Origin of the sequence: Kribbella sp. NBC_00709, assembly GCF_036226565.1 — a bacterium.
GTDB lineage: Bacteria > Actinomycetota > Actinomycetes > Propionibacteriales > Kribbellaceae > Kribbella.
This window is the reverse complement of the sequence record NZ_CP108996.1, coordinates 7,638,936-7,661,416: the sequence shown is the minus strand read 5'-3', so window position 1 is coordinate 7,661,416 and position 22,481 is coordinate 7,638,936. Positions and strand designations below refer to the sequence as shown.

The 22,481-nt window shown below is 67.6% G+C and carries 22 protein-coding genes; 12 read left to right on the top strand and 10 right to left on the bottom strand.

The annotated features are described in order from the left end of the window. Window positions 1-14: 14 nt before the first annotated feature. Window positions 15-902: a LysR family transcriptional regulator gene (locus tag OHA18_RS37425; protein ID WP_329000107.1), complete on the bottom strand. Its 888-nt coding sequence runs from the start codon at window positions 900-902 to the stop codon at window positions 15-17. A 169-nt stretch (window positions 903-1,071) separates the two neighbouring features. On the opposite strand from OHA18_RS37425, the gene OHA18_RS37420 reads away from it, so the two are divergent. Together OHA18_RS37420 and OHA18_RS37415 are read left to right on the top strand one after the other, a co-directional pair. Further along, window positions 1,072-1,806: an SDR family NAD(P)-dependent oxidoreductase gene (locus OHA18_RS37420; protein ID WP_329000106.1), complete on the top strand. Its 735-nt coding sequence runs from the start codon at window positions 1,072-1,074 to the stop codon at window positions 1,804-1,806. 21 nt (window positions 1,807-1,827) lie between these two features. Continuing rightward, a complete protein-coding gene (locus OHA18_RS37415) occupies window positions 1,828-2,448 on the top strand; it encodes an NADPH-dependent F420 reductase (RefSeq protein ID WP_329000105.1) in 621 nt (206 codons plus the stop codon). Window positions 2,449-3,327: 879 nt separating this feature from the next. Here the strand turns inward: OHA18_RS37415 and OHA18_RS37410 are convergent. The 3 genes from OHA18_RS37410 to OHA18_RS37400 form a co-directional block, all read right to left on the bottom strand. After that, window positions 3,328-4,323, bottom strand: a complete 996-nt coding sequence (locus OHA18_RS37410) for a hypothetical protein (protein ID WP_329000104.1) — start codon at window positions 4,321-4,323, stop codon at window positions 3,328-3,330. A 516-nt stretch (window positions 4,324-4,839) separates the two neighbouring features. Then, entirely contained in the window at window positions 4,840-5,691 is an 852-nt protein-coding gene (locus OHA18_RS37405; protein ID WP_329000103.1) for an SDR family NAD(P)-dependent oxidoreductase, read from the bottom strand. A gap of 145 nt (window positions 5,692-5,836) precedes the next feature. Further along, a complete protein-coding gene (locus OHA18_RS37400) occupies window positions 5,837-6,772 on the bottom strand; it encodes an AraC family transcriptional regulator (protein ID WP_329000102.1) in 936 nt (311 codons plus the stop codon). Window positions 6,773-6,902: 130 nt separating this feature from the next. Between OHA18_RS37400 and OHA18_RS37395 the strand changes: the two genes are divergently transcribed. Together OHA18_RS37395 and OHA18_RS37390 are read left to right on the top strand one after the other, a co-directional pair. Beyond that, entirely contained in the window at window positions 6,903-7,898 is a 996-nt protein-coding gene (locus OHA18_RS37395; protein WP_329000101.1) for a zinc-dependent alcohol dehydrogenase family protein, read from the top strand. Window positions 7,899-8,001: 103 nt separating this feature from the next. After that, window positions 8,002-8,934 (top strand): NAD-dependent epimerase/dehydratase family protein, encoded by a 933-nt coding sequence (locus OHA18_RS37390; RefSeq protein ID WP_329000100.1) that lies wholly within the window; start codon window positions 8,002-8,004, stop codon window positions 8,932-8,934. A gap of 23 nt (window positions 8,935-8,957) precedes the next feature. On the opposite strand, the gene OHA18_RS37385 is transcribed toward OHA18_RS37390, so the two are convergent. After that, window positions 8,958-9,884, bottom strand: a complete 927-nt coding sequence (locus OHA18_RS37385) for an RNA polymerase sigma-70 factor (protein WP_329000099.1) — start codon at window positions 9,882-9,884, stop codon at window positions 8,958-8,960. Window positions 9,885-10,094: 210 nt separating this feature from the next. On the opposite strand from OHA18_RS37385, the gene OHA18_RS37380 reads away from it, so the two are divergent. The 5 genes from OHA18_RS37380 (at window position 10,095) to OHA18_RS37360 (ending at window position 14,320) form a co-directional block, all read left to right on the top strand. Then, entirely contained in the window at window positions 10,095-10,868 is a 774-nt protein-coding gene (locus OHA18_RS37380; RefSeq protein ID WP_329000098.1) for an SDR family NAD(P)-dependent oxidoreductase, read from the top strand. After that, entirely contained in the window at window positions 10,865-11,833 is a 969-nt protein-coding gene (locus tag OHA18_RS37375) for a phosphotriesterase family protein (RefSeq protein ID WP_329000097.1), read from the top strand. Before OHA18_RS37380 ends, OHA18_RS37375 begins: the two co-directional genes overlap by 4 nt. Next, on the top strand, window positions 11,833-12,582 hold the full coding sequence (locus tag OHA18_RS37370) for a carboxymuconolactone decarboxylase family protein (RefSeq protein ID WP_329000096.1): 750 nt from the start codon (window positions 11,833-11,835) through the stop codon (window positions 12,580-12,582). Before OHA18_RS37375 ends, OHA18_RS37370 begins: the two co-directional genes overlap by 1 nt. A 137-nt stretch (window positions 12,583-12,719) precedes the next feature. After that, window positions 12,720-13,514, top strand: coding sequence for an IclR family transcriptional regulator (locus OHA18_RS37365; protein WP_329000095.1), 795 nt, complete (start codon window positions 12,720-12,722; stop codon window positions 13,512-13,514). Beyond that, window positions 13,511-14,320, top strand: a complete 810-nt coding sequence (locus tag OHA18_RS37360) for an IclR family transcriptional regulator (protein WP_329000094.1) — start codon at window positions 13,511-13,513, stop codon at window positions 14,318-14,320. The genes OHA18_RS37365 and OHA18_RS37360 overlap by 4 nt, the downstream gene beginning before the upstream one ends. Here the strand turns inward: OHA18_RS37360 and OHA18_RS37355 are convergent. Genes OHA18_RS37355 through OHA18_RS37335 form a run of 5 tightly spaced genes read right to left on the bottom strand, consistent with a single transcriptional unit; the run spans window position 14,317 to window position 19,813 of the window. After that, window positions 14,317-15,282, bottom strand: coding sequence for a zinc-binding dehydrogenase (locus OHA18_RS37355; protein WP_329000093.1), 966 nt, complete (start codon window positions 15,280-15,282; stop codon window positions 14,317-14,319). The genes OHA18_RS37360 and OHA18_RS37355 overlap by 4 nt on opposite strands. Next, complete coding sequence (locus tag OHA18_RS37350) at window positions 15,279-17,042, bottom strand: acyl-CoA dehydrogenase (RefSeq protein ID WP_329000092.1); 1,764 nt, start codon at window positions 17,040-17,042, stop codon at window positions 15,279-15,281. The genes OHA18_RS37355 and OHA18_RS37350 overlap by 4 nt, the downstream gene beginning before the upstream one ends. 10 nt (window positions 17,043-17,052) lie before the next feature. Beyond that, window positions 17,053-17,838, bottom strand: coding sequence for an SDR family oxidoreductase (locus OHA18_RS37345; RefSeq protein WP_329000091.1), 786 nt, complete (start codon window positions 17,836-17,838; stop codon window positions 17,053-17,055). Further along, window positions 17,835-18,599, bottom strand: coding sequence for a 3-oxoacyl-ACP reductase FabG (gene fabG, locus OHA18_RS37340; RefSeq protein ID WP_329000090.1), 765 nt, complete (start codon window positions 18,597-18,599; stop codon window positions 17,835-17,837). Before fabG ends, OHA18_RS37345 begins: the two co-directional genes overlap by 4 nt. A gap of 5 nt (window positions 18,600-18,604) precedes the next feature. After that, complete coding sequence (locus tag OHA18_RS37335) at window positions 18,605-19,813, bottom strand: acetyl-CoA C-acetyltransferase (RefSeq protein ID WP_329000089.1); 1,209 nt, start codon at window positions 19,811-19,813, stop codon at window positions 18,605-18,607. 146 nt (window positions 19,814-19,959) lie between these two features. On the opposite strand from OHA18_RS37335, the gene OHA18_RS37330 reads away from it, so the two are divergent. The 3 genes from OHA18_RS37330 to OHA18_RS37320 are packed head-to-tail and all read left to right on the top strand — an operon-like array spanning window position 19,960 to window position 22,451. After that, a complete protein-coding gene (locus OHA18_RS37330; RefSeq protein ID WP_329000088.1) occupies window positions 19,960-20,337 on the top strand; it encodes a hypothetical protein in 378 nt (125 codons plus the stop codon). Next, window positions 20,334-20,804, top strand: a complete 471-nt coding sequence (locus tag OHA18_RS37325; protein ID WP_329000087.1) for a lipocalin-like domain-containing protein — start codon at window positions 20,334-20,336, stop codon at window positions 20,802-20,804. Before OHA18_RS37330 ends, OHA18_RS37325 begins: the two co-directional genes overlap by 4 nt. Window positions 20,805-20,813: 9 nt before the next feature. After that, on the top strand, window positions 20,814-22,451 hold the full coding sequence (locus OHA18_RS37320; RefSeq protein ID WP_329000086.1) for a fatty acid--CoA ligase: 1,638 nt from the start codon (window positions 20,814-20,816) through the stop codon (window positions 22,449-22,451). The last annotated feature ends 30 nt before the right edge of the window (window positions 22,452-22,481 follow it).

Below are 22,481 nucleotides of genomic sequence, written 5' to 3'. Positions count from 1 at the left end.
GCGGACGGCGTCGCCTACTCGGCGCCGCCCGGATCGAAGTTCCCACATTCTGCTGTGATCTCGGCCGTCGCCCGGGCCGCGGCGAAGAAGTCGTCGGCCAGCGGCGAGGTGCGCGATGCCGCCATCGCGAGGCACACCTGGTCGGGCGCGAGCTCCGGGATGGGGACGTAGCTGATGTCCGGACGCGAGTAGAACACCGTCTCCGAACGGCCCACGAACGAGATGCCCCGGCCGGCCGCGACGTGCTCGAGCTTCTCCTCCACACCGCGGACCCGGAGCCCGGAGTCGGGGAGCGGGCGTCTGGTGGGCTGGGCGCTCGGGTCGGCATGCCAGACCAGCGGCTCACCGGCGAGGTCGGCCTCGGTGACCTCCTCCTTGCCGGCCAACCGGTGGTCTGCTGGCAGCACCACCATGAGCGGCTCGGTGTACAGCGGGGTCACGCGCAGGCCGGTCTCGTCGATGGGCAGCCGGACATAGCCGATGTCGATGCGGCCGTCGAGCAGCATCAGGGCCTGGTCGTCCCATTCGATCCGCTGCACGTCCACGACCACGTCCGGATGCCGGGTCTCGAACGCCCGTGCCGCCGGGATGACCGGGATACCGGTCCGGAAGCCGACCGCCAGCCGCCGGCTGCCACGGGCGGCCACCGACACCCGGCGGCGGACCGCGTGCGCGGAGGCGAGCAGCGGACGGGCGTCGTCCAGCAGTTGCCGGCCCGCGTCGGTCAGCGTCACGCCGTGGCTGTCCCTGATGAACAGCGGGGCGCCGAGATCCTGTTCCAGAGCGCGGATCTGCCGGCTGAGCACCGGCTGCGCGATGTGCAGCTCATCGGCCGCGCGGCCGAAGTGCAGCCGGTCGGCGACGGTGACGAAGTAGCGCAACTTGCGCAGATCCAGATCCATGGAGCCTCCCGGTCCGGCGATGCCTCCAGGGTATCGCCACCGCTGAAAGAGGTCTTGGACACCCACTCGAGCCAATGGCATCGTTCATAGGGCCGAGCGAATTCGGTATCAGCAATCTGTTTCATTGACACCGAACTATTTCAAAGACCCCTAATGCTATGGAGTGATCGTGGGAAAGCTCGATGGAAAGGTAGCGGTGATCACCGGCGGGTCCACCGGAATGGCATTGGCGGGCGCCAAACTGTTCGTCGAGGAAGGAGCGCACGTCTTCATCCAGGCCCGCCGTCAGGAAGCACTGGACGACGCCGTCAAGCTGATCGGCCGCAACGTCACCGCAGTCCAGGGTGACGCGTCCGATCTGGACGACCTGGACCGCTTGTACGACACCGTCAAGCGGGAAAAGGGCTCGATCGAAGTGCTGTGGGCCAGCGCCGGGATGGGCGAACCCGCCGTACTCGGCGAAATCACCGAGGAACAGTTCCACCGCGCTTTCTGGCTCAACGCGCGCGGCACACTGTTCACCGTGCAGAAGGCACTGCCGCTGATCAACGACAACGGCTCGATCCTGATGACCGGATCCAACGCCTCCCTCGGCGCCTTCCCGGGCTGGAGTCTCTACGCGGGAAGCAAAGCCGTCCAGCAGGCCTGGGCCCGCGTCTGGCTCAACGAACTGCGCGACCGCAAGGTCCGGGTCAACGTCCTGACCCCCGGCCAGGTCGCCACCGCCAAACAGGAAGAACTGTTCGACGAGGCAACGATGTCCGCATTCGAATCCCTCATCCCTCGCGGAGCGATGGGCCGCCCCGAAGAGATCGCCAGCATCGCCCTGTTCCTCGCCTCCGACGACTCCAGCTACGTCAACGGCCTCGAACTGGTCGCCGACGGCGGCACCACCGCCATCTGAACCACACTAGGAGCACACCTCATGAGCAGCATCACCCTTATCGGTACGGGGAACATGGCCCGTACCATCGGCACGCTCGCGGTTGCCGGCGGCAACAGAGTCGAGGTCATGGGACGCGATCAGTCCAAGGCCGACGACCTGGCCAAGGCTCTGGGCGACGGCACGACGGCAGGCAAGTGGGGCGACGTCCCGGCCGGGGACATCGTCATCACGGCCTTGTTGTACGACGGCGTCGTACCGGTTGTCGCGGAGTACGGAGACGCCCTCGCGGGCAAGGTCATCGTCGACATCAGCAACCCCTTCAACGCCACGTTCGACGGACTGGCCCACGGCGAGGAGACCTCGATTGCGCAGGAAGCCGCCAAGGTGGCTCCGGCCGGCGCGAGCATGGTGAAGGCCTTCAACACCATCTTCCGCAATGTCCTGGAGAACGGCCGGCCCGACGTCTTCATGGCCGGCGACAATGCGCAGGCCAAGGCGGACGTGGCGGCATTCATCGAGAGCCTCGGGCTGCGTCCGCTCGACGCCGGCGGCCTGAAAATGGCGCACTGGCTGGAAGGCGCCGGCCTGCTGATGATGGGCCTGGCCGGCCACGGCGTCGGGAACTTCGACTTCTCCCTCGGCGTCAGCCTCCTCAGCTGAGCGACGGGCTGAAGGAGGCGGCCGCGGATTCCGACGGGGTCATCCACGTCGCACACAGGCAGGACCTGCTTCCGTCGGGCGGGATCGACGCCGTGGCCGCCGCGGAGCTTCCGATCATGCTCGCGTACGGCGACGCACTCGCGGATACCGGAAAGCCGCTGGTCGCGGCGGGGAGCATCGGCTCGCCCGGGAACCTGGGCCGCCCGGCCACCGAGGAAGACCCCGCCCTTCCCGGCGGTGACGAGTACAAGGGCACGCTCCGGGTCCGCAACGTCGTCGAAACCGCCGTAGTCGGCCTCGCCGAGCGGGGAGTGCGGTCGTCGATCGTACGGATTGCCAACATCGCGCACAGCCCGACCGATCGGGCCGGCTTCCTCGTACAGCTGATCGCGCTCGCGAAGGAGAAGGGCGTCGCCGGCTACCCCGGAGACGGTACGAACCTGTGGAACGCCGTACACGCCCGCGACGTCGCCTCCCTGTTCCGCTTGGCGCTGGAGAGAGGGCAGGCCGGCAAGTACTGGCACGCAGTCGCGGACGGGGCCATCCCGCTCCGCAACATCGCCGAGGCGATCGGCAGCCGTCTAGGCCTGCCCGCCGTCAGCATCCCCGCAGACGAGCTAATGCTGCCCGGCTACTTCGGCTTCCTCGCGAACATCGTCACGCAGACCTACCCAGCCTCCAACCTCCTCACCCGCAAAACCCTCAACTGGAAACCCACCCAACCCACGCTGCTCACGGCCCTGGACAACGGCCACTACTCCCCACCAACTGACGACAGGCACGCCGGGAATTCGACGATCGCGAGATTCATCGGAAGCGACTGCATCGGCAGTACTCCCGGACGCGGCTGCAGAGCTCACTGGCTGCCGGACCGATTGATCAGGGGACGTGCGGTGTTGTGGTTGGTTCGGTGTCGAGGCGGCGTAGGGTTTCGGAGAAGAGGCCGCCGGCCAGGAGGCGTGCGGTGCCGTTGCTGTAGTCGGTCACCTGTTGCCACTCGTTGTCTGTCACGTAGTAGACGTGCGGACTCAACGGTCCTGGTGAGTCGGCGAAGAAGCGGTTGGCGATTCGGGCGATCATGCCGAAGGCGCCTACCACTGTGTGATCTCGCACCACATGAACGAGCAGCATGTCTCGGGCCGGCATCGCCACGAGGCAACCGAATGGAGGATTCTCGACTCGTAGTGATTCGCGGAGCACGGTGTCGAGAACCAGCGCCCGGGAGGCAGTGAACATGCCTCCGGTGAGCATGGCAACGACGGCACCGTCGGCGCCGGGCTGTTGAACCAGCTCGACCTTGTCCTCGAGACGGCGCAGGTTTGCCAGGCCCATCCGGCGGACTTCGGCCCACGGCACGCCGAGGCTGTTGATGTCGAAATGCATCGCGACGGCTCGGCCGGCGCAGGTCGCCGGGGCAGTGAGCACACCCGGCACGAACTCCGGCACTTGGTCTCTCCAGCCGGGCTCGATCGCGGATGCGTTGACCAGGCGAAGGTACAGCTCGTTCTCCAGGTCTTCGGGGACCATCGGCCCGCCGCCCGGAGGGAGCATCTGGTCGAAATGCGACGACACCGCGTCGCGCCACTGCTGTCGGGGCAGGTCGCCGACGGTGCGTGCGAGATTCACGAGCCCGGCGGACGGACCATCGCCCACAGGAGCGCCGTCCTCTCCGATCGACACCAGCGCCGCCGTGCCGTCGTATCGCATCGACCACCCGCGTTCGGCGACCGCGGCCTCGGCGAGACGGACCAATCGATCGGCCTGGGTCACCGTCAACGGCGTCAGCTCCGGGTGCGACCGATCGCCATCGGCCTTTTGACGTCGTCTGCCGCCACGGCCGCTCCGGCGGCCTGCACTGTCCTTGCCAGCACTCATCGAGCACCTCCTTTCCCCAAGAACATATGGGCTTTCCAGCGTGGGAATCGGCCGACTTCGCAATCTGTGGATAACCGCTCGCGCAGGGACCGGCGGCGAGGCTGCCGGGTGGGGCATCGTCCGCGCAGCGAAAAGATGAGCGGCGATTCTGCCTCGCGTCCAGGCTGCGTCTGCGACGCGGCCTCTGAGCTCTGTGATGACGTGCTACTCGACGCCGAGAACTCACCGCAGCACCGGTCGCGAGTGTTCGCACCTACCGGCTCGAGTGCCTCCCAGCTTCCATGGCGCTGGCTGACTGACGAGCGCGGATCGTAACGTTTCCAACCGATGGTGGAGGTCAGCAGAGATGAAGAAGTTGGCTGGCGTGCTCGTGGGGCCGTCGGTATCGCGGCCTTCGTGGCTTCGCCGGCGCACGCGTGGAGTGGCCGAGTTGGCCAGGGGAGGTCGAGAACTCCGCCGGAGACGAGGGAAACTTCCAGAGCGACGGCGATTGAGTCGGCCGAGGCTGCCAGCTGGTCAGCGGTGTTCTTGGGTGAGGTTGCCTTGCGCCTCGATCGAGAGGTCCTGCCAGTCGGACCAGGTCTTGAGCCGGTCGGCATAGACCTGCTGGACGATCTCGTAGAAGCCCAGGCCGAAGAGCACCCGAAGAGGTGGATTGCCGGAATCGACGATCTTCAGTAGGGCCTGAGCAGCGGCCGCCGGGTCGCCGGCCGGCTGCTTGCCCATCATCGTTGCGATCCGCTTGCGGAGGCCGTTGTACGCCGGACTGGGCTCGGCCATGTGGCCGTTGGCGAGCGGGTCGGGGTTCTCACCGGCCCTGGTCGCGAATCCAGCGGGCTCGACGATGGTCACCTTGATGCCGAAGTCCTTGACCTCCTGGGCAAGGGAGTCGTTCAAGGCTTCCAGAGCCCACTTGGAGACGTGGTACCCGGCACCAAGCGGCATCGCGACGACTCCCGCCGCGGACGACATCTGAATGATGTGTCCGCCGCCTTGCGCACGCAGGTGCGGCAGTGCGGCCTGGATCACCCAAACGGCACCGAACAAGTTGGTCTCCAGCTGATCGCGCAACTGCTGCTCGGACAGCTCCTCGATCGCGCCGATCAAGGCGTAGCCGGCGTTGTTCACGATGACATCGAGATGACCGAAATGTTCCTTCGCCCGGTTCATGGTCTCGAAGACGGCAGCTTTGTCGGTCACGTCCAGCGCGAGCGGAAGCACCGCCTCGCCGTAGGTAGCGACCAGCTCATCGAGGCTGTCGGCGCTGCGCGCGGTCGCGGCCACCTTGTCGCCACGTGCCAGAGCCGCCTCGACGAAGCTACGACCCAGACCACGCGACGAACCGGTGACGAACCAGACTTTGCTCATGATGACCTTCCCGTCCAAGAGGTGAAGACCTGCGCCGCAAACGTTGCCCACGGCCACAATGTCTCCACTGTTCACTGCGATCGACCACAAGATGCCGCGTCGCCGGCCGCTGTGACACGGTGTGCGAGAGGTCACTCCACGGGGTTCAGATGAGCGTCTGGTGGATCTTCGGGGCCGCTGGGCTGTGGCCGTTGCGGTATCGGCCGGGGGTCAGGCCGTACTCGCGCTTGAACGCGAGGGCGAGGGCAACGTCGGAGGCGTAGCCGACTTGGCGGGCGACTGTTGCCAGCGGCTGATTCGATTCGCGCAGCAGGCGAGCTGCCGTTGTCATCCGCCACCACGTCAGGTATTTCATCGGAGGGCGTCCGACCAGGGTCGCGAACCGTCCGGCGAAGGCAGCGCGTGACAGGCCGGCGGTCGCCGCGAGGCCGGCGACGGTCCAATCACGCTCGGGCGCGTCGTGAATGGCCTTCAGTGCACCGCCGACCGCGGGATCGTGGAGCGCGCGCGCCCAGCCGGCTGCGGGCACTTCTCGCGCCTGCTCCTCGAACCAGGTGCGGAGGATGTAGAGCAGCAGCGTATCGATGAAGGCACCGACGACACCGGTGGATCCAGGGCGGGGGTTGGACAGCTCATCGCCCAGCATGCCCACGGCGGCCCGGAGCGAGTCGCGCTGCCCGAGCCTGGCGGGCAGGTGAATCATCGGCGGCACCGTCGCGAGCAACGGATGTGGCCGGGCTACGTCCAGCACGTAGGCACCGCACAGCAGGACCGTCGCCGCGCCGTCACCGGCTGGTGGCGCGTCCTGGCGGGTTGGATCGAACGGGCTGGTCGGGGTGTCAGGGTGGTCCGCCAGGCCGTGGGGAGCGGCGTTCTGCAGGAAGACGACGTCACCCACTCCCAGTTGGATCGGTGCGGCATCGCCCGGTGGCAGCAACCAGCACGAGCCCTGCAGCACGACGTGGAATGCGGCGCCGTAGTCGTCGCGGAAGTGCATTCCCCACGGAGAGGTGAGGACATGACGCTTCGAATGTGGATGACCCGTGCGCATCGCGGTGACGGCGTCGGTAAGGACGTCCATAGGTCGAAAGTGTAGGCGAGATAGACGATCAATAGGTTGTCGTGGACGGATACCAATTGAGCATCCAGGCGATGCCTCCATAGCCTCGTCGTGGAGCCCGGCGACCAGACCGGCGCACGAGGAGGACGAGATGGCGAGAGCGGTGCGGTTCGATCGGCTTGGTGGCCCGGAGGTGCTCCGGGTCGAGGAGGTCGCGATCGGGGATCCCGGTCCGGACGAGGTGCGACTGAGGGTGGATGCCATCGGCGTCAACCGCGCGGAGGCCAACTTCCGGGCCGGGACGTACGTCTACCAGCCGGTGCTGCCCGGATCAGGACTCGGGTACGAGGCGGCTGGAGTGGTCGAGGCTGTCGGTGAGGGAGTACTCGACTTCCTGCCCGGTGACGTGGTCAGCGCACTACCGGCGTTCCTGATGACCGAGTATGCGGCGTACGCGGAGACCGCGATCCTGCCGGCCCGGGCGCTTGTGCGCCATCCCGGGAATGTCGACGCCATGCACGCTGCAGCCACCTGGATGGCCTACTCGACCGCGTACGGGATGCTGCTGGAGTTCGGTGGACTCGTACCCGCGATGCCTGTTCTCATCACCGGCGCGTCGAGCAGTGTCGGGATCGCAGCGATCCAGATCGCCAACAGCATCGGTGCGATTCCGATCGCGACGACCCGCACTGTGGCGAAGCAGCAACGACTCTTTGACGCCGGTGCCGCGCACGTCGTCGTGACCGACACCCACGACGTCGTCAAAGAGGTCCTCTCCGTCACGAAAGGCGAGGGTGTGGCGCTGGCGATCGACGCGATCGGTGGCGCCGGCCTGAGCACCTTGATTCAGACTGTCGCTCCCGGTGGGTCTCTGGTCGTCTACGGCTGGCTGGATCCGGCGCCGATGCCGTTCCCGGTGCATCCGGACTTCCGGGCGCGCAACGTCCGGACCTATGCCTTCACCGAAGTCACGATGGACGCGGACCGGATCGAGCGGGCGAAGCGCTTTGTGAGCGCCGGTCTTCGCACGGGTGCGTTGGACCCGGTGATCGACCGCGCCTTCGACCTGACCGAGGTCGCCGACGCCCATCGCTATCTCGAAGCCAACACCCAGCTGGGCAAGGTCGTCCTGACCGTGGATCGCTAGCCGACGGAGGAACCGGGTACGGATACCCGGCCATGTCACAGGCGGGAGGGCTGCCTCGTCTGAGGGTTCGACGACAGGTGCTGGAATCGGGAAGGTGACAAAGGTGCGGGTGTTTGTGGCTGGTGGGACCGGGGTTCTGGGACGGCGGCTGGTGCCTCTACTCGTGGAGCGGGGCCATCAGGTGACGGCGACGACGACGAGCTCGGCGAAACTGGGACTGCTGGAGCGGTTGGGCGCCGAGGCGGTGGTGATGGACGGGCTGGATGCAGTGTCGGTCGGTGAGGCGGTGGCCAATGCCCGGGCGGAGGCGATCGTGCATCAGATGACCGCGATCTCTGCCGTACACGCTGGCAAGCCCGACATGAAGCACATGGACCGGTGGTTCGCCGGAACCAACCGGCTGCGCACCGAGGGGACGGACAACTTGCTGGCGGCCGCGGACGCGACCGGCGTGGCGAACTTCGTTGCCCAGAGCTACGGTGCGTGGAACGGTATTCGTGAGGGTGGCTGGGTGAAGACCGAGCAGGACCCGGTGGATCCGATGACCGGTACGCCGGCCGAGCCTGGGATGAAGGCGATCAGCCACGTCGAGGACGTCGTGGTCAAGGCCGGGGGCGCCGTTCTGCGTTATGGCTGGTTCTATGGGCCAGGTGCGAACGACGACCTGGTCGAGCCGGTGCGGAAGCGGCAGTTCCCGGTGGTCGGAGGTGGCGCCGGACACTGCTCGTGGGTGCATCTGGACGACGCGGCGAGCGCGACTGTGCTAGCTGTGGAGCAAGGGGCCCAGGGGACGTTCAACATCGTCGACGACCAGCCGGCCCCAGCCAGCGAATGGCTGCCGTACCTCGCGATGTGCGCCGGAGCGAAGACGCCGATGCGGGTCCCCAGCTGGCTGGCCCGGCCGCTGGCCGGCGACGTGGCGGTGACGATGATGACCGAGGGCCGCGGCTTCTCCAACCTCAAGGCCAAGCGCGAGCTCGGATGGGTCCTGCGCTACCCCTCCTGGCGGCAGGGTTTCAAGGAAGAGCTGGCCTGATCGTCTGCTCCGCGGTTGATTTGTCAGAGATTCGGTGATCGGCGGGCCTGGTTCATTTCGCGTCTGACGTCCCAGGCGTCGCCGATCGGCCCCAGATGCGTGAGCTTGTCGGGGTTGGACACAGCCCTGATGGCCTGGATCTGGCCGTCGAGGATGTCGAGCGCCATGACACCGACTATGTGGCCCGCCGGGTCCCGGAAGAGAATGCCAGGTTGGCCGTTGACTTCCTGTTGCTCCAGGACGCCACCGATGTGCAGGAACGGTACGACGGTCGCGGCGAATGCCCGGGCGACGTTCGCGCGACCGACGGTGCCGCTGCCCCATTGCGGACCCTTGCCGCCGCCGTCGGCCTGTACCACCACGTCAGCGGCAAGCAGCGCTTGGAGTGCGTCGACCTGCCCCGACTCGAAGGCCCGGAAGAACCGATCGGCCAGCTCCTGGCGCGCCTTCTTGTCGGCTTCGAACCGGGGCCGGCCTGCTGCTACATGGTCGCGCGCCCGCACGATCAGCTGGCGACACGCCGCCTCCGAACGCCCAATGGCCGCAGCGATCTCGGCGTACCCGAACCCGAACACGTCTCGCAGCACGAACACCGCCCGCTCGAGCGGGCTCAGCCGCTCGAGCAGTACCAACGCCGCCATCGAGATCGAGTCGGCCAACTCCGCCGAGCGCCCCGGATCCTGATAAGGGTCGGTGAGTAATGGTTCAGGGAACCAGGGTTCTCCGTACGTCTCCCGCCGGACACGAGCCGACTTCAAGACGTCGAGCGAGATCCGGGTGACGACGGCGGAGAGGAACGCCTTGGGTGCCTCGACCTGTGTCTGTGAGGTCTCGTAGCGCAGCCAGGACTCCTGGACTGCGTCCTCCGCCTCGCTGACCGTTCCGAGGATGCGGTAGGCGATGGAGAACAGCAGCGGCCGCAGCTCCTCGAACTCTTCGGAGCGGGTCATCTCAGCCCTTCCTTCGCTCTGCTGTCACTGTCACGAACACTCCAACCCGCCCATCTTCCACAGTCACGCCGACAATCCCTGAGACGACCTCCCCAGGCTGCCTGTGACATGAGGTGTCGTGATCTCGTAATCTGGAAGTGCCGCCGATTGACAGAACCGCTGGGAGAGGGTTCGATGGAGGTACTCAGCGGAGTACGGAACGGAGTAACGATGCATCGACTCGCCGGCAAGACCGCGATCGTCACCGGTGCTGGACTGCGGGGCGGATCGGGTGGCACCGGGTGTGCGGCGGCCGTCCGGTTCGCGGAGGAAGGCGCCCGGGTGTGCGTCGTCGACATCGAGCTCGGGTCCGGGAAGCGAACCGTTGAACGGATCGAGAGTCTCGGTGGCGAGGCGTTCGCACAGGAAGCCGACATCACGGACGCGCAAGCGTGTCAGGCGGTCGTGGCAGCCGTGGTCGAGCAGTGGGGCCGGTTGGATGTCCTGGACAACAACGTGGGCCTGGGGATGCGCGGGACCGTGGTCGAGGTGTCCGAAGCGGACTGGGACCGAGCTATGGCGGTCAACGTCAAGGGCATCTTCCTGATGAGCAAGTACGCGGTCCCGGCCATGGTCGACACCGGAGCGGGCTCGATCATCAACATCTCGTCGATCAATCCCCGCCGTCCCTACAACACGACGCCGTACGCCGCGGCCAAGGCTGCCGTGGAGGCTCTGACGCGAGGGATGGCCGTCGACCACGGCCCCCAGAACATCCGGGTCAACTGCATCGCACCGGGTCCGCTGGCCACGGCACGCGACAACCACCTGGATCCGCGGATGCGCGAGATGCGACGCCTCGCCTCTCCGTTGCAGCGTGAGGGCCGGGCGGTCGATGTCGCCGACGCCGCGGTGTTCCTCGCCTCGGACGAATCCGCGTACATCACCGGCGAAGTCATCACGGTCGACGGCGGTGTCTCCCTGACCGGGCCGAGGTACCGATGACCGAACAACTCTTCGCCCAAGCCGTGGCCGGTGCGGTGCCGAGTAGCGAACTGGGCCGGGTCCTGTGCCACGAACACGTGGTACTCCGGACGCCGGGATTCGCCGAAAGCTACCCGTGGACCTATCCGCGCCGCGAGGTCATCGACCGCTGTGTCGACGCTCTGACCGAGCTCCTCGACAATGGGATCTCGACGATCGTCGACAACACGACCATCGATCTCGGTCGCGATGTCGATCTTCTGGCGGAGGTCTCGCAGCGCAGCGGGATCGCGATCATCGCCGCCACCGGGTGCCATCTCGTTGCGCCACGCTTCGTCTTCAACCGTGACCCCGATGCCTACGCGGAGTTGCTCGTCCGCGATCTCACCGAGGGCGTGGCAGCGACCGGTATCCGGGCCGGCGTGATCAAGTGCGCCACGGGGGACGACGGCGTCACGTCGGTCAACGAGACCATCCTCCGCGCTTGTGCACGAGCTCATCTGGCCACCGGTGCGCCGATCTCCACGCACTCACACGCCGCCGACCGGAACGGGCTCGAGCAGCTGCGCATCTTCGTCGAGGAGGGCGTCGACCCGTCGCGGGTCCTCATCGGTCACAGCGGCGACACCGAGGACTTCGACTACTTGCACACCCTGGCGGACTTCGGCGCCTACCTCGGGGCGGACCGGTTCGGCGGGAACGTGTGGTGCTCGGAAGACACCCGCGTGAAGATCGTGGCCGAGCTGTGCCGCGCCGGCCGGGCGGACCGCGTGATGCTTGCCCATGACACCAATGTCTGGTCGGAGAAGGAACCGCCCGGATGGCGGGAGGTCCACCGGCCGCAATGGCACTACCGGCACATCCTCAGCGATGTGGTTCCCGAGCTCCGATCGCTCGGCGTGGTTCAGGCGGACATCGACCAGATGCTGATCGCCAACCCGGCCGGGTTCTTTCCCTTCCTCCGTCAGCAGACAGGACACAACTGATGACAATGACGAACACCGACGCCCAGCAGCAGGCGATTCGGACCGCCCACGAACGGTACGGCGATCGCTGGTGGCCGGACCTCGACCCGGTGCTCGAGGACACCGAACTGGCCGAGGCGTACGTACGCTTCGCGCAGGTCGCCGCCGCCAGAGGTGCATTGTCACCGAAGGTTCGAGAGCTCGTCCTGCTCGCCGTCAACGCATCGACCACGACGTTGCACGAGCCGTCGATCAACCGCCATATCCGGGAGGCCCTGCATCACGGCGCGAGTCGTGAAGAGATCGTCGAGGTCTTCGAAGTCGTCAGCGTCCTGGGCATCCACAGCGCCCACACGGGCCTTCCCGTCCTGCTGGAGATCCTGACCGAGGAAGGGCTGATCGAGCCCGGCGCGCTGGATGAACGGCGTACGGCCATCAAAGAGGACTACGTCGCGCGTCGTGGCATGTGGGGCGAGGCGCTGGAGGCGATGCTGGTGCTCGACCCCGAGCTGGTCGAGGCGTACTTGAACTTCTCGAGCATTCCGTGGGAGCGGGGAGCGCTGTCTCCGGCTCTCAAGGAGTTGCTGTACGTCGCCATCGACTGCTCGGTCACGCACCTGTACGACCACGGAACGGCGGCGCACATGCAGCGCGCGCTCGCTGCGGGTGCGACCAAGGAGGAGATCGCCGGTGTGCTCGCGCTGATCAGCACCCTCGGCGTGCATTCGCTGACGGCCGGATTCCGCGCACTGAACGAAATCGATGGCTGACACGCTGCCCGGCCGGTACGGGCTGCGGCGGCCCGGCAGTTAGCCTTGAGTACCACGGATCGGGCTCGATCCCGACTATCGGAATCAGCGGCCGGTGGGCACGAACCCACGCCGGCCGCCGGGGACGGAGCAGCACCTTGCCCACGGACGAAGAGGCGTCCACGAACACCTCGGTGGAGAACGCTTTCGCCGTACTCAACCTGTTCTCGGGGGGAACCGAGGCGCTGGCCCTGAGCGATATCGCGCGACTGCTCGGCCTCCCGCTGAGTACGGCGCATCGCATCGTCACGACCCTGTGCGACGCCGAGTTCCTCTCCCAGCAACACGCCGGCGGCCTCTACGTCACGGGCCTCCGGGTGCGGGAACTGCTGAACGCGCTGTACAACCGGTACCCGATCCGCCGCCGGGCGGCCAGAACGTTGCGCGAGCTGGCCGGAACCACCGGTCAGGCGGCAGCCCTGTACGTCCCCTTCGGCGCCCACTGCCTTCGCATCGCCGGCGCCCAGGACCGGCAGCAGATTCACCGGCCGTTGCTCATCGGTGAGGCATTGTCCCTGCGGTCCACCCCCTGCGGACTGGTGCTGCTGGCGTACGCCGGATCCGACGACCCCGCGCCGGAGCACCAGCGGGAGTTGGCCGAGATCCGCCGTACCGGCCATCTGTCCACCACGACGGACGGCCTGCGCAGCGTCGTGTTCCCGTTGCTCGACGCCGAGGACCGTGCCTTCGCGGTCATCGCGGTCGAGGGCTCCACCCTGGAGTTCAAGGAGCCGACGCGCACGAAGGTCAACAGCTGGGGTGGGATCGTGCGCCGGTTGCAGGACCAGTGCCGTGAACATCCCGACTGGACCATGACGCCGTTCGCCGGGATCGACTCCACGCACCTGCAGTTGCGTGAAAGCCACGCCCAGGACATGGAAGGAGCATCGTGACGCCGGCTACCACGGGGAATCAGGCGACGGTACGGGTGATGGCGATCCTGTCGACGTTCCTCGACAACGACTCCGGTCAGGGCTCGCTGGGCGTCACGGAGATCAGTAAGCGACTCGGCATGACCAAGAGCATGGTGCATCGCGGCCTGAGCAGCCTGGTTCGTCACCAGTACGTCGTCCGCGATCCGTCCGGAAGCCGGTACGAGCTCGGTCCCGCGGTCGCGCAGTTCGGCACGGTGCACGTCCGGCCGCCGGACCTCCACGCGCTGTGCCGGCCGACCGAGAACGCTCTGCGCGAACTGACCGGCGAGACGATCTCGCTGCACGTCCCCGTCGACGATGTCGTCGTCTGTGTCGACGGGATCGAGGGGCGCGGCCCGGTCGCGCGGTGGGTGCCGCTGGGTCGGAGCATTCCCCTGCACGTCAGTCCCGCGTCGCGGGCGGTTCTAGCGCACCTCCCGGACGACGAGGTCGACCTCTACCTCGATCGGCCGCTCAAGGTCTTCACCAAGAGCACGCTGCACACGCCCGACGAGCTCTGGGAGGAGATCCGGCAGATCCGTGCTGACGGGTATGCACGGTCGCTCGGTGATCACTACACCAAGGCCACCGGTACGGCGATCGGCTTCCCGGTCCTGGATGTGAACGACGAACCGCACGGCTCGCTCACGGTCGCCGGCCCGACCGACCGGTTCACTCCGAAGGTGATCGCGGACCTGATGGACGACATGCTGGCCGAGGTCGCAAAGCTCAATCGCAGTACCAGGCTCCACCTGTCGGGACGGGAGCCGGTCACCGCCCCCTAGGGGACAGCGAGCACGACCTTCCCGAACGGCCGGCCGCGTTCCAGGTAGTCCTGGGCCTGGCTTACTTGGGTCACGGGAAAGACGGAGTCCAGTACCGGCACGAGCCGGCCGGTCCCGAGCGCCTCGCCGAGGTCGGCGTACATCCGCTGGGCCACCTCGCCGATCTCCTTGACGGTTCGGGTCCGAAAGCTGACCCCGAGAAGGCTGAGGCGCTTCTTCGCGATCAGATCCAGATCAAGTTGTGCGGTAGTGCCGCCGAGACGTCCCACGCTGATGTACCTGCCGCCGATCGCAGTGGCGGTGAGGCATTCGGACAGGACCGGGCCGCCGACATGATCGACCGTGACCGCCACACCGATCCCGTCGGTGCACTCCAGGACCAACTCGGCGATGTCAGCCTGGTCGATGACATCGGTGGCGCCCAAGCGCGTCAGCTCATCGCGGCTGTGACGAGTGCGGGTCGTGCCGATGATCCGGCGGGCACCGAGGTGCCGGGCGATCTGCAGGCCCGCCAACGAGACAGTTGCGGTTGCGGAGGTGACGAGGACATCGGAGTCCGGTCCGACCTGTCCGTGGGTCACCAGGGCGTCGTGTTCGGTCAGGAAGGCCACCGGGATCGCGGCGGCCTGCTCGTAGGACAACGATGCCGGCACGGGCAGAGCGACGTGCTCGTCCACGACAGCCAGTTCCGCGCAGGCGCCGGGGGAGAGCGCCATCACCCGGTCACCGGGCGCGAATCGGTCGACGTTGTCTCCCACCTGCACGACCTCGCCGGCCAACTCCAGACCGGCCACTCGGTACGCCGAGTTGCCCAGGTGCGCGTAGTTGCCCTGCTTTTGCGAGAGATCCGCTCGATTCAGACCGATCGCCCGGACTTCGACGAGGACCTGCTCGGCCGAGGGCACGGGATCGGGAACCTCCGCGGTCCGGAGACTGCCCTGGTCGATCAGCACCGCCTTCATAGCCACTCCGGCGCGACGTCGACCGTGGTCCGGTCCCGACTGCCCAGCAGATCGAGCTGCGCCCGGACGCGCGGCAGTTCGTAGCGATGGAAGAACCGGGCCGCGTGGCGCTTGCCGTTCCTCAGCGGGTCGTCCGCACCCCCGCACGCCAGCAGGAGATCGAGCCAGATCCAGCCGACCACAGTATGCCCGAAAGCCTCGAGATACAGGGTCGCGTTCGCCAGCCGGTCCGGATCGTCGGTCGCGTGGATCTGACGGGTGACCTCACGAAGGTCGTACCAGGTGCGGCCCACCGTGGCGGCGAATGCGCGCGCCTCCTCATCGGCTGCCTCGGCCTTCGACAGCGTGGCCCGGATCCGTCGTTCGAGGACGTCGAGTGCTCGGCCTTTCTCCATCCGGACCTTCCGGCCGAGCAGATCGAGCGCCTGGATGCCCGTCGTACCCTCATGAATCGGGTTGAGCCGATTGTCGCGATAGTGCTGCTCCAGGTCGTAGTCCCGGGTGTAGCCGTAGCCGCCGAGCACCTGGATGGCGAGATCGTTGGCGGTGACACACCACTGCGACGGCCAGCTCTTCGCGACCGGCGTGAGCAGATCGAGCAACAGGTCGAGGTCCCGCGCTTGATCCTCGTCGGTGGCGGTCACTCGCTCGTCGAGCAGACGTCCGCAGTACAGCACGAGGGCCAGGGAGCCTTCCGCGTAGACCTTCTGCGCAAGCAACATCCGGCGTACGTCGGGATGGTCGGCGATCCGATCCTGTGGGGCCGTGGGGTCCGTCCCGGCCCTGCGCCCCTGCCGGCGGGTCCGGGCATAGTCGAGCGACTTCAGGTAAGCGGTGCAGCCGAGTGCGGCCGCTTGGCCGCCTACCGCGATCCGGGCTTCGTTCATCATGTGGAACATCTGGGCCAGGCCCGCGTTCGGCTCGCCGACGAGGTGGCCGACCGCGCCGGCGCCTTCACCGAAGTTGAGGATCGCGTTGGTCGTGCCGCGGAACCCCATCTTGTGGTTGAGTCCCGCGGTGGCGACGTCGTTGCGCTCGCCGACCGAACCGTCGTCGTCGAGCAGGAACTTCGGAACCAGGAACAGTGACAGGCCCCGAACCCCGGCCTGCGCGCCGTCGATGCGGGCCAGGACCAGATGGACGATGTTCTCGCCGAGCTCGTGATCGCCGCCGGAGATCCACATCTTGTGACCGCGAAGCCGATAGGTCCCGTCCGGTTGTGGCTCGGCGCGGGTGGCGATGTCCGCGAGCGAGGACCCGGCTTGCGGTTCGGACAGACACATCGTCCCGTGGAACCGGCCCTCGAGCATCGGCAGCACCCACTGTTCGACCTGCTCGGCGGTGCCGAAGCGCTGGATGAGGTTGGCGTTGGCCACGGTCAGACCGGCGTACGCCCAGGTGGCGACGTTCGCGGCCTGGAGCCAGGCGGAGCAGGCCGTCGCGACGACCTGTGGCAGCTGGGCGCCGCCGACCGCGTGGTCCATGCCGGCGGCGAGCAGGCCTGACCTGGCCAGTACGGCGAGTGCCGCCCGCGGCTCGGGGATCATCTGCACCTGCTTGCCGTCGTACGTCGGCTCGTGCGCGTCGGCCAGCCGGTTGTGTGGGGCGAAGTGGTCGCGGGCGATCGTCGCGGCCAGGTCGAGCGCCGCGTCGAAGGTCTCCCTGCTGTGTTCGCCGTACCGGTCGTGCCGGCAGAGTTCCTCGACGTCCAGCCAGTCGTACAGGAGGAAAGCGACGTCGCCGGGGGACAGCAGGTTCATCGAGGATCGCCTATCGGGTAGTGGAGATGCCGCCGTCGACGGGGATGACGGCGCCAGTGAGGTACGAGCCGGCGCGCGAGGCGAGGAACACCGCCGTGCCGGCCAGGTCATCGGCCCGTCCGAGACGCTTGACGGCCGAGAGCTCGAGCAATTGCTCGCGATGCGCGGCGAAGGTTGCCGCGGTCATCTTTGATTCGAACGGTCCCGGAGCGATGGCGTTCACGGTGATGTTGCGGGGGCCGAGCTCGGCGGCCAGCACGCGCGTCAGGTGATGCAGTGCGGCCTTGCCGGCCGAGTAGGAGTAGTTCTCGTACTCCGGCACGCGAAGGCCGTCGATCGATCCGATGTTGATGACCCGCGCCGGATCGTCGAGCGCCGCGGCCTGCGCCAGCCGGGGGAGGAGCGCACGGGTCAGCAGGAACGGCGCCTTGAGGTTCAGGTCGAGCACCTTGTCCCACGCGTGCGCCGGAAACTGCTCCAGCGGCGCTCCCCAGGAGGCGCCGGCGTTGTTGACCAGGAGGTGCAAGGCATCGGTGCGCCGGCCGATCTCGTCGGCGAGGGCGTCGCAGCCGGACGGCGTCGACAGATCGACGGCGACCGCGTGCACCGGCCCACCTTCACCAGCCAGCTCCGCCTGCGCTTGCTCGCAGGCGTCGGGTTTTCTGGACGCGATCATGACCGTGGCGCCGGCGCGCAGCAATCCGCGGGCGATCATCAGGCCGATACCGCGAGTACCGCCGGTGACCACGGCCCACTTGCCGTCGAGGCCGAAGAGACCATCGGCGTACGACGTCATATCGCCACACCGCCGTCGACCGGCAGCACTGTCCCGGTGATGTACCCCGCCTCCTCGGAGGCCAGGAACGCCACCGCGGCCGCCATCTCGCCGGGCGTGCCGAACCGGCCGAGCGGGATCGTCGCGGCGATGGCCTCGCGCCGCTCGGGTGGGATCGAACTGATCATGCGGGTCTCGGCGTTCGGCGAGACCGCGTTGACCGTCGTACCGAAGCGCGCCAGCTCCTTGGCGGCGGTCTTCGTGAAGCCGATGATGCCGGCCTTCGCAGCGGCGTAGTTCGCCTGGCCGGGGTTGCCCCGCAGACCCGTGTACGACGTCATGTTGATCACCCGGCCGTACTGCTGCTCGCGGAAGTGCCGGACGGCCGCACGGGTGCATCTGAAGGTCCCACCCAGATGAACGGCGAGCACCGCGTCCCAGTCGGCGTCCGTGAGGTTCCAGAGCATCGCGTCGCGCAGGATGCCGGCATTGTTGACCAGTACGTCGAGCCGGCCGGTGTCGGAGATGACGCGGCCGACCAGCCATTCGACCTCGGCGGTGTCGGTGACGTCGGTCGGGATGCCCGTCGCACCGATCTCTGTCGCGGCATGTTTCAGGTCCTGTTCGTCCCGGTCCGCCAGATAGACCGTGGCGCCGGCGGCCCGGAAGTACGCGCCCACCGCCTGGCCGATGCCGCGAGCGGCACCCGTGACGACCACGGTGCGGCCGGTGAAGTCGTGCGAGAAGTTCGGCAACGGTACCTCCGATGGATGAGACGTCATAGGACTCAGCTGAGACGCTGCAGGATCAGGGCCATGCCCATGCCGCCGCCGACGCACATCGTCTCCAGACCGAACTCGCGGTCGCGGGCCTGCAGGCCGTTGATCAGCGTCGTGGTCAGGCGGGCGCCGGTGGCGCCGAACGGGTGGCCGAGCGCGATCCCGCCGCCGTGGACGTTGAGGCGGTCGATGTCGATCCCGAGTTGCCGGTACGACGGGATCACCTGCGCCGCGAAGGCCTCGTTGATCTCGACGAGGCCGATGTCGGAGATGCTCAGGCCGGCCTTGGCCAGCGCTCGCCGGCTGGCTTCGACCGGTCCCAGTCCCATGATCTCCGGCGAGAGCCCGCAGACACCGGTCGCCACGATGCGGGCGAGCGGCGTGATCCCGAGCTCGCGCGCCCGGTCGCCGCTCATGACGACCACGGCTGCTGCGCCGTCGTTGAGCGGACAGCAGTTGCCGGCGGTGACCGTGCCGTCGGGACGGAACACCGGCTGCAGTTGCGCGAGGTCGTCGGCCACGGTGTCGGGCCGCGGGCCGTCGTCGCTGTCCACGACTGTGCCGTCCGGGAGGACGACCGGGACGATCTCCCGCTTGTAGAACCCGGCATCCAGAGCAGCCGCGGCCAAGGACTGCGACCGCAGAGCGAAGTCGTCCTGGTCCTGCCGGCTGATGCCGCACAGTCCGGCGACGTTCTCCGCGGTCTGGCCCATCCCGATGTAGACGTCGGGCAGCGACCCGAGCGATCGTGGGTCCACCCAACTGTCCTGGCCTCCGAGCGCCCGGCGGTTCGTCCGCTGGGTGGCCTCGGCGAACATCGGGTTGGTGCGGTCGACGTCGTCGCGTGGATAGCGCGAGACGCACTCGACACCGGCGGACACGTAGACCGATCCGTCACCGGCCAGGATCGCGTTGTGGGCCATCCGGGTGGTCTGGAGGCTCGACGCGCAGGCCCGGTTGACGCTCGACCCGGGCACCGAGTCCAGGCCGAGTTGCACTGCGACCCGCCGCGCGATGTTCTCGCCCTGCTCACCGCTGTGTTCCCAGCTGCCGACGTACAGATCGTCGATCTGGCCGGGGTCCAAGGCCGGTACCTGGTCGAGTGCCGCGCGCACCATCGCCGCCGCGAGGTCGTCGGGCCGGACGTCGCGCAGCGAGCCCTTGCGGGCGCGGCCGATGGGGGAACGGGCGGTGGCGACGATGACGGCGTCGGGCATGCGGACTCCTCGAACCTAGGGTTTCGGTAAATGGGCAACAGTCTGATCTACGGAACACTTTCGTTGACTGGTTGTCAAGAGGAGTGATTCCATATGACAGAAGGCATGTCGATATGTGGAACATTCAGCAGACGAGGAGAACGCGGATGCGCTACACCCGGATCTACACGGACGAGGCGGGCGGTTCACGCTTCGAGGACGTCACCGTCGACGGTGAGGAGCGGCGGTCGCCGGTGTCGGCCGGCCGGTCGGAGTACTCCGAGCCGATCCAGGCGCGCTCGGTCGTGCTCCGGCGGGTGGTCACACCGCATCCGGAGACACCGCATCGAGCGCCCCGGCGGCAGTTCGCAGTACATCTGCGCGGATCGGCCGAGGTGGAGGTGAGCTCGGGCGAGGTGCGGAGGTTCGGGCCGGGGGACGTCGTCCTGCTCGAGGACGTCGACGGCATCGGGCACATCACGCGGGAGATCGGGGACGCCGAGCGCGTCACGATGTTCATCGAGCTCGCGGACGTGGCGGAGTGAGCACGGTGGCCGAGGCGCTGGTGGGGTCTTGGTCGTTGGTGTCGTATCTGACCCGGAGCGACGACGGAACGATCGGCCATCCTCTCGGCGGCGACGCACTGGGCCTGTTGCTCTACTCGGCCGATGGCCATATGTCCGGCCACCTGATGCGCAACGGGCGCGAGCCCTTCCAGGAGCAGCGGCAGGAGCCTGTCGGCCGGTCGGGTACGGACGCCGAGGTGCGCCGGGCCTTCAACGACGTGTTCGGGTACGGCGGGACCTACACCGTCGACGAGTCACGGTCGGAGGTACACCATCACCTGGAGGTGTGTGTCCTGCCCGGATGGACGGCACGCACCCTGTCCCGCTCGGTCGAGTTCTCCGATGACCGTGAGGCCCTGACCCTGACGAGCGGCGTCCGCGTCGTCGAGGGAGTCCCGCAGTACGCCGAACTTCGCTGGCGGCGCGTCCGCCATCACCAAGGCTAGGAAGCTCTGATGCGCACAACCATGCAGAACTACCCGCTCACGGTCGCGGCGATCCTGAATCACGGCGCCACCGTGCACGGCTCGTCGATCGTTGCCGTGGCCAACGATCATGGGGCGAGCCGGACGCGTCGCTTCGACGAGATCGCCGACCTGGCCGGGCGGCTGGCCGCCGGTCTGCGGTCCATCGGCGTACGGCCGGGCGACCGGGTCGCGACCGTGCAGTGGAACAACCTCGAGCACCTGATCGCCTACTTCGCCGTACCGGCGATGGGCGCGATCCTGCACACCGTGAACTTCCGGCTCGCGGTGGAGGATGTCAGCTACATCTTCGGCCATGCCGAGGACACGGTGGTGATCGTCGACGCCGACCTCGTCGAGGTGCTTGTCCCGGTGCTGCCGCACACTCCGGAGATCGAGTTCGTCGTGGTCAACGGGACGGTCGACCAGGCGGGGCATGAGGCCTTGTCGGCCAACGGCCGCACGGTGCTGTCCTTCGACGATCTGATTGCCCACGCAGGGGAAGTCGCCTGGCCGGTGGTCGACGAGGATGCTGCTGCGGCGGTGTGTTACACGTCAGGGACCACGGGGCGGCCGAAGGGTGTGGTGTACAGCCACCGATCCGTCTATCTGCATGCGCTCTCCACCACGACCGTCGCGGCACTCGGAATCGGTCCGCAGGACGTCGTGCTCGGCGTGGTCCCGATGTTCCACGCCAACGGCTGGGGATTGGCGCACGCATGCTTCTTGAGCGGTGCCGGTCTGGCCCTTCCGGATCGTCGGACGGACGCCGCGACCTTGGTCTCGTTCGCCCGCGAGCGACGCGTGACGGTGTCGGCCGCCGTACCCACGATCTGGTCGGATGTCTTCGGTTATCTCGAGGAGAACCCGGCCGCTGGGATGCCGTCGCTGCGAGTGATCTTCGCCGGCGGCTCGGCCGTGCCCGAGTCGTTGATGCGGGCGTCGCGCCGTCTGCTCGGGGTCGAACTGATCCAGGGATCGGGGATGACCGAGACGTCGCCGGTGGTGACGGTGGCGCATCCGCAGGGCGGCATCAGCGCGGACGACGCGGCGTACTGGACCTATCGCCGATCGGCCGGCCGGATCCTGGCCGGCGTCGAAGCCCGTCTGGTGGACGACGCGGGCGGTGTTCAGCCGCGCGACGGCATCAGCGTAGGGGAGATCGAGTACCGCGGTGCGTGGATCACCGGGGCCTATCACCAGGATGCGACGGGTGACTCGTTCCACGACGGCTGGTTGCGGACCGGTGACCTCGGCACCATCACGCCGGACGGTTACCTCGCGATCGTGGACCGCGCCAAGGACGTGGTGAAGTCCGGGGGCGAGTGGATCAGTTCGTCGGCGTTGGAGGCGCATCTCCTGGCCCATCCGGCGGTCGCGGAGGTTGCCGTCGTACCGATGCCGGACGAGAGGTGGGGCGAGCGCCCGCTGGCCTGCATCGTCCCGGCGACGGAGCTGTCGGTGGACGAGCTGAAGAAGCACCTGGCGACGCTGGTGCCGCGATGGCAGGTGCCGGAGTACTGGTCGGTGGTCGACGCCCTTCCCAGGACGAGCGTGGGGAAGCTGGACAAGAAGTTGCTGAAGGAAAGGCAACAATGCGGGGAGCTCGCCGTCCTGCGGGTGATGTGAAGCGAGGGGCCGGATCCACTCGGATCCGGC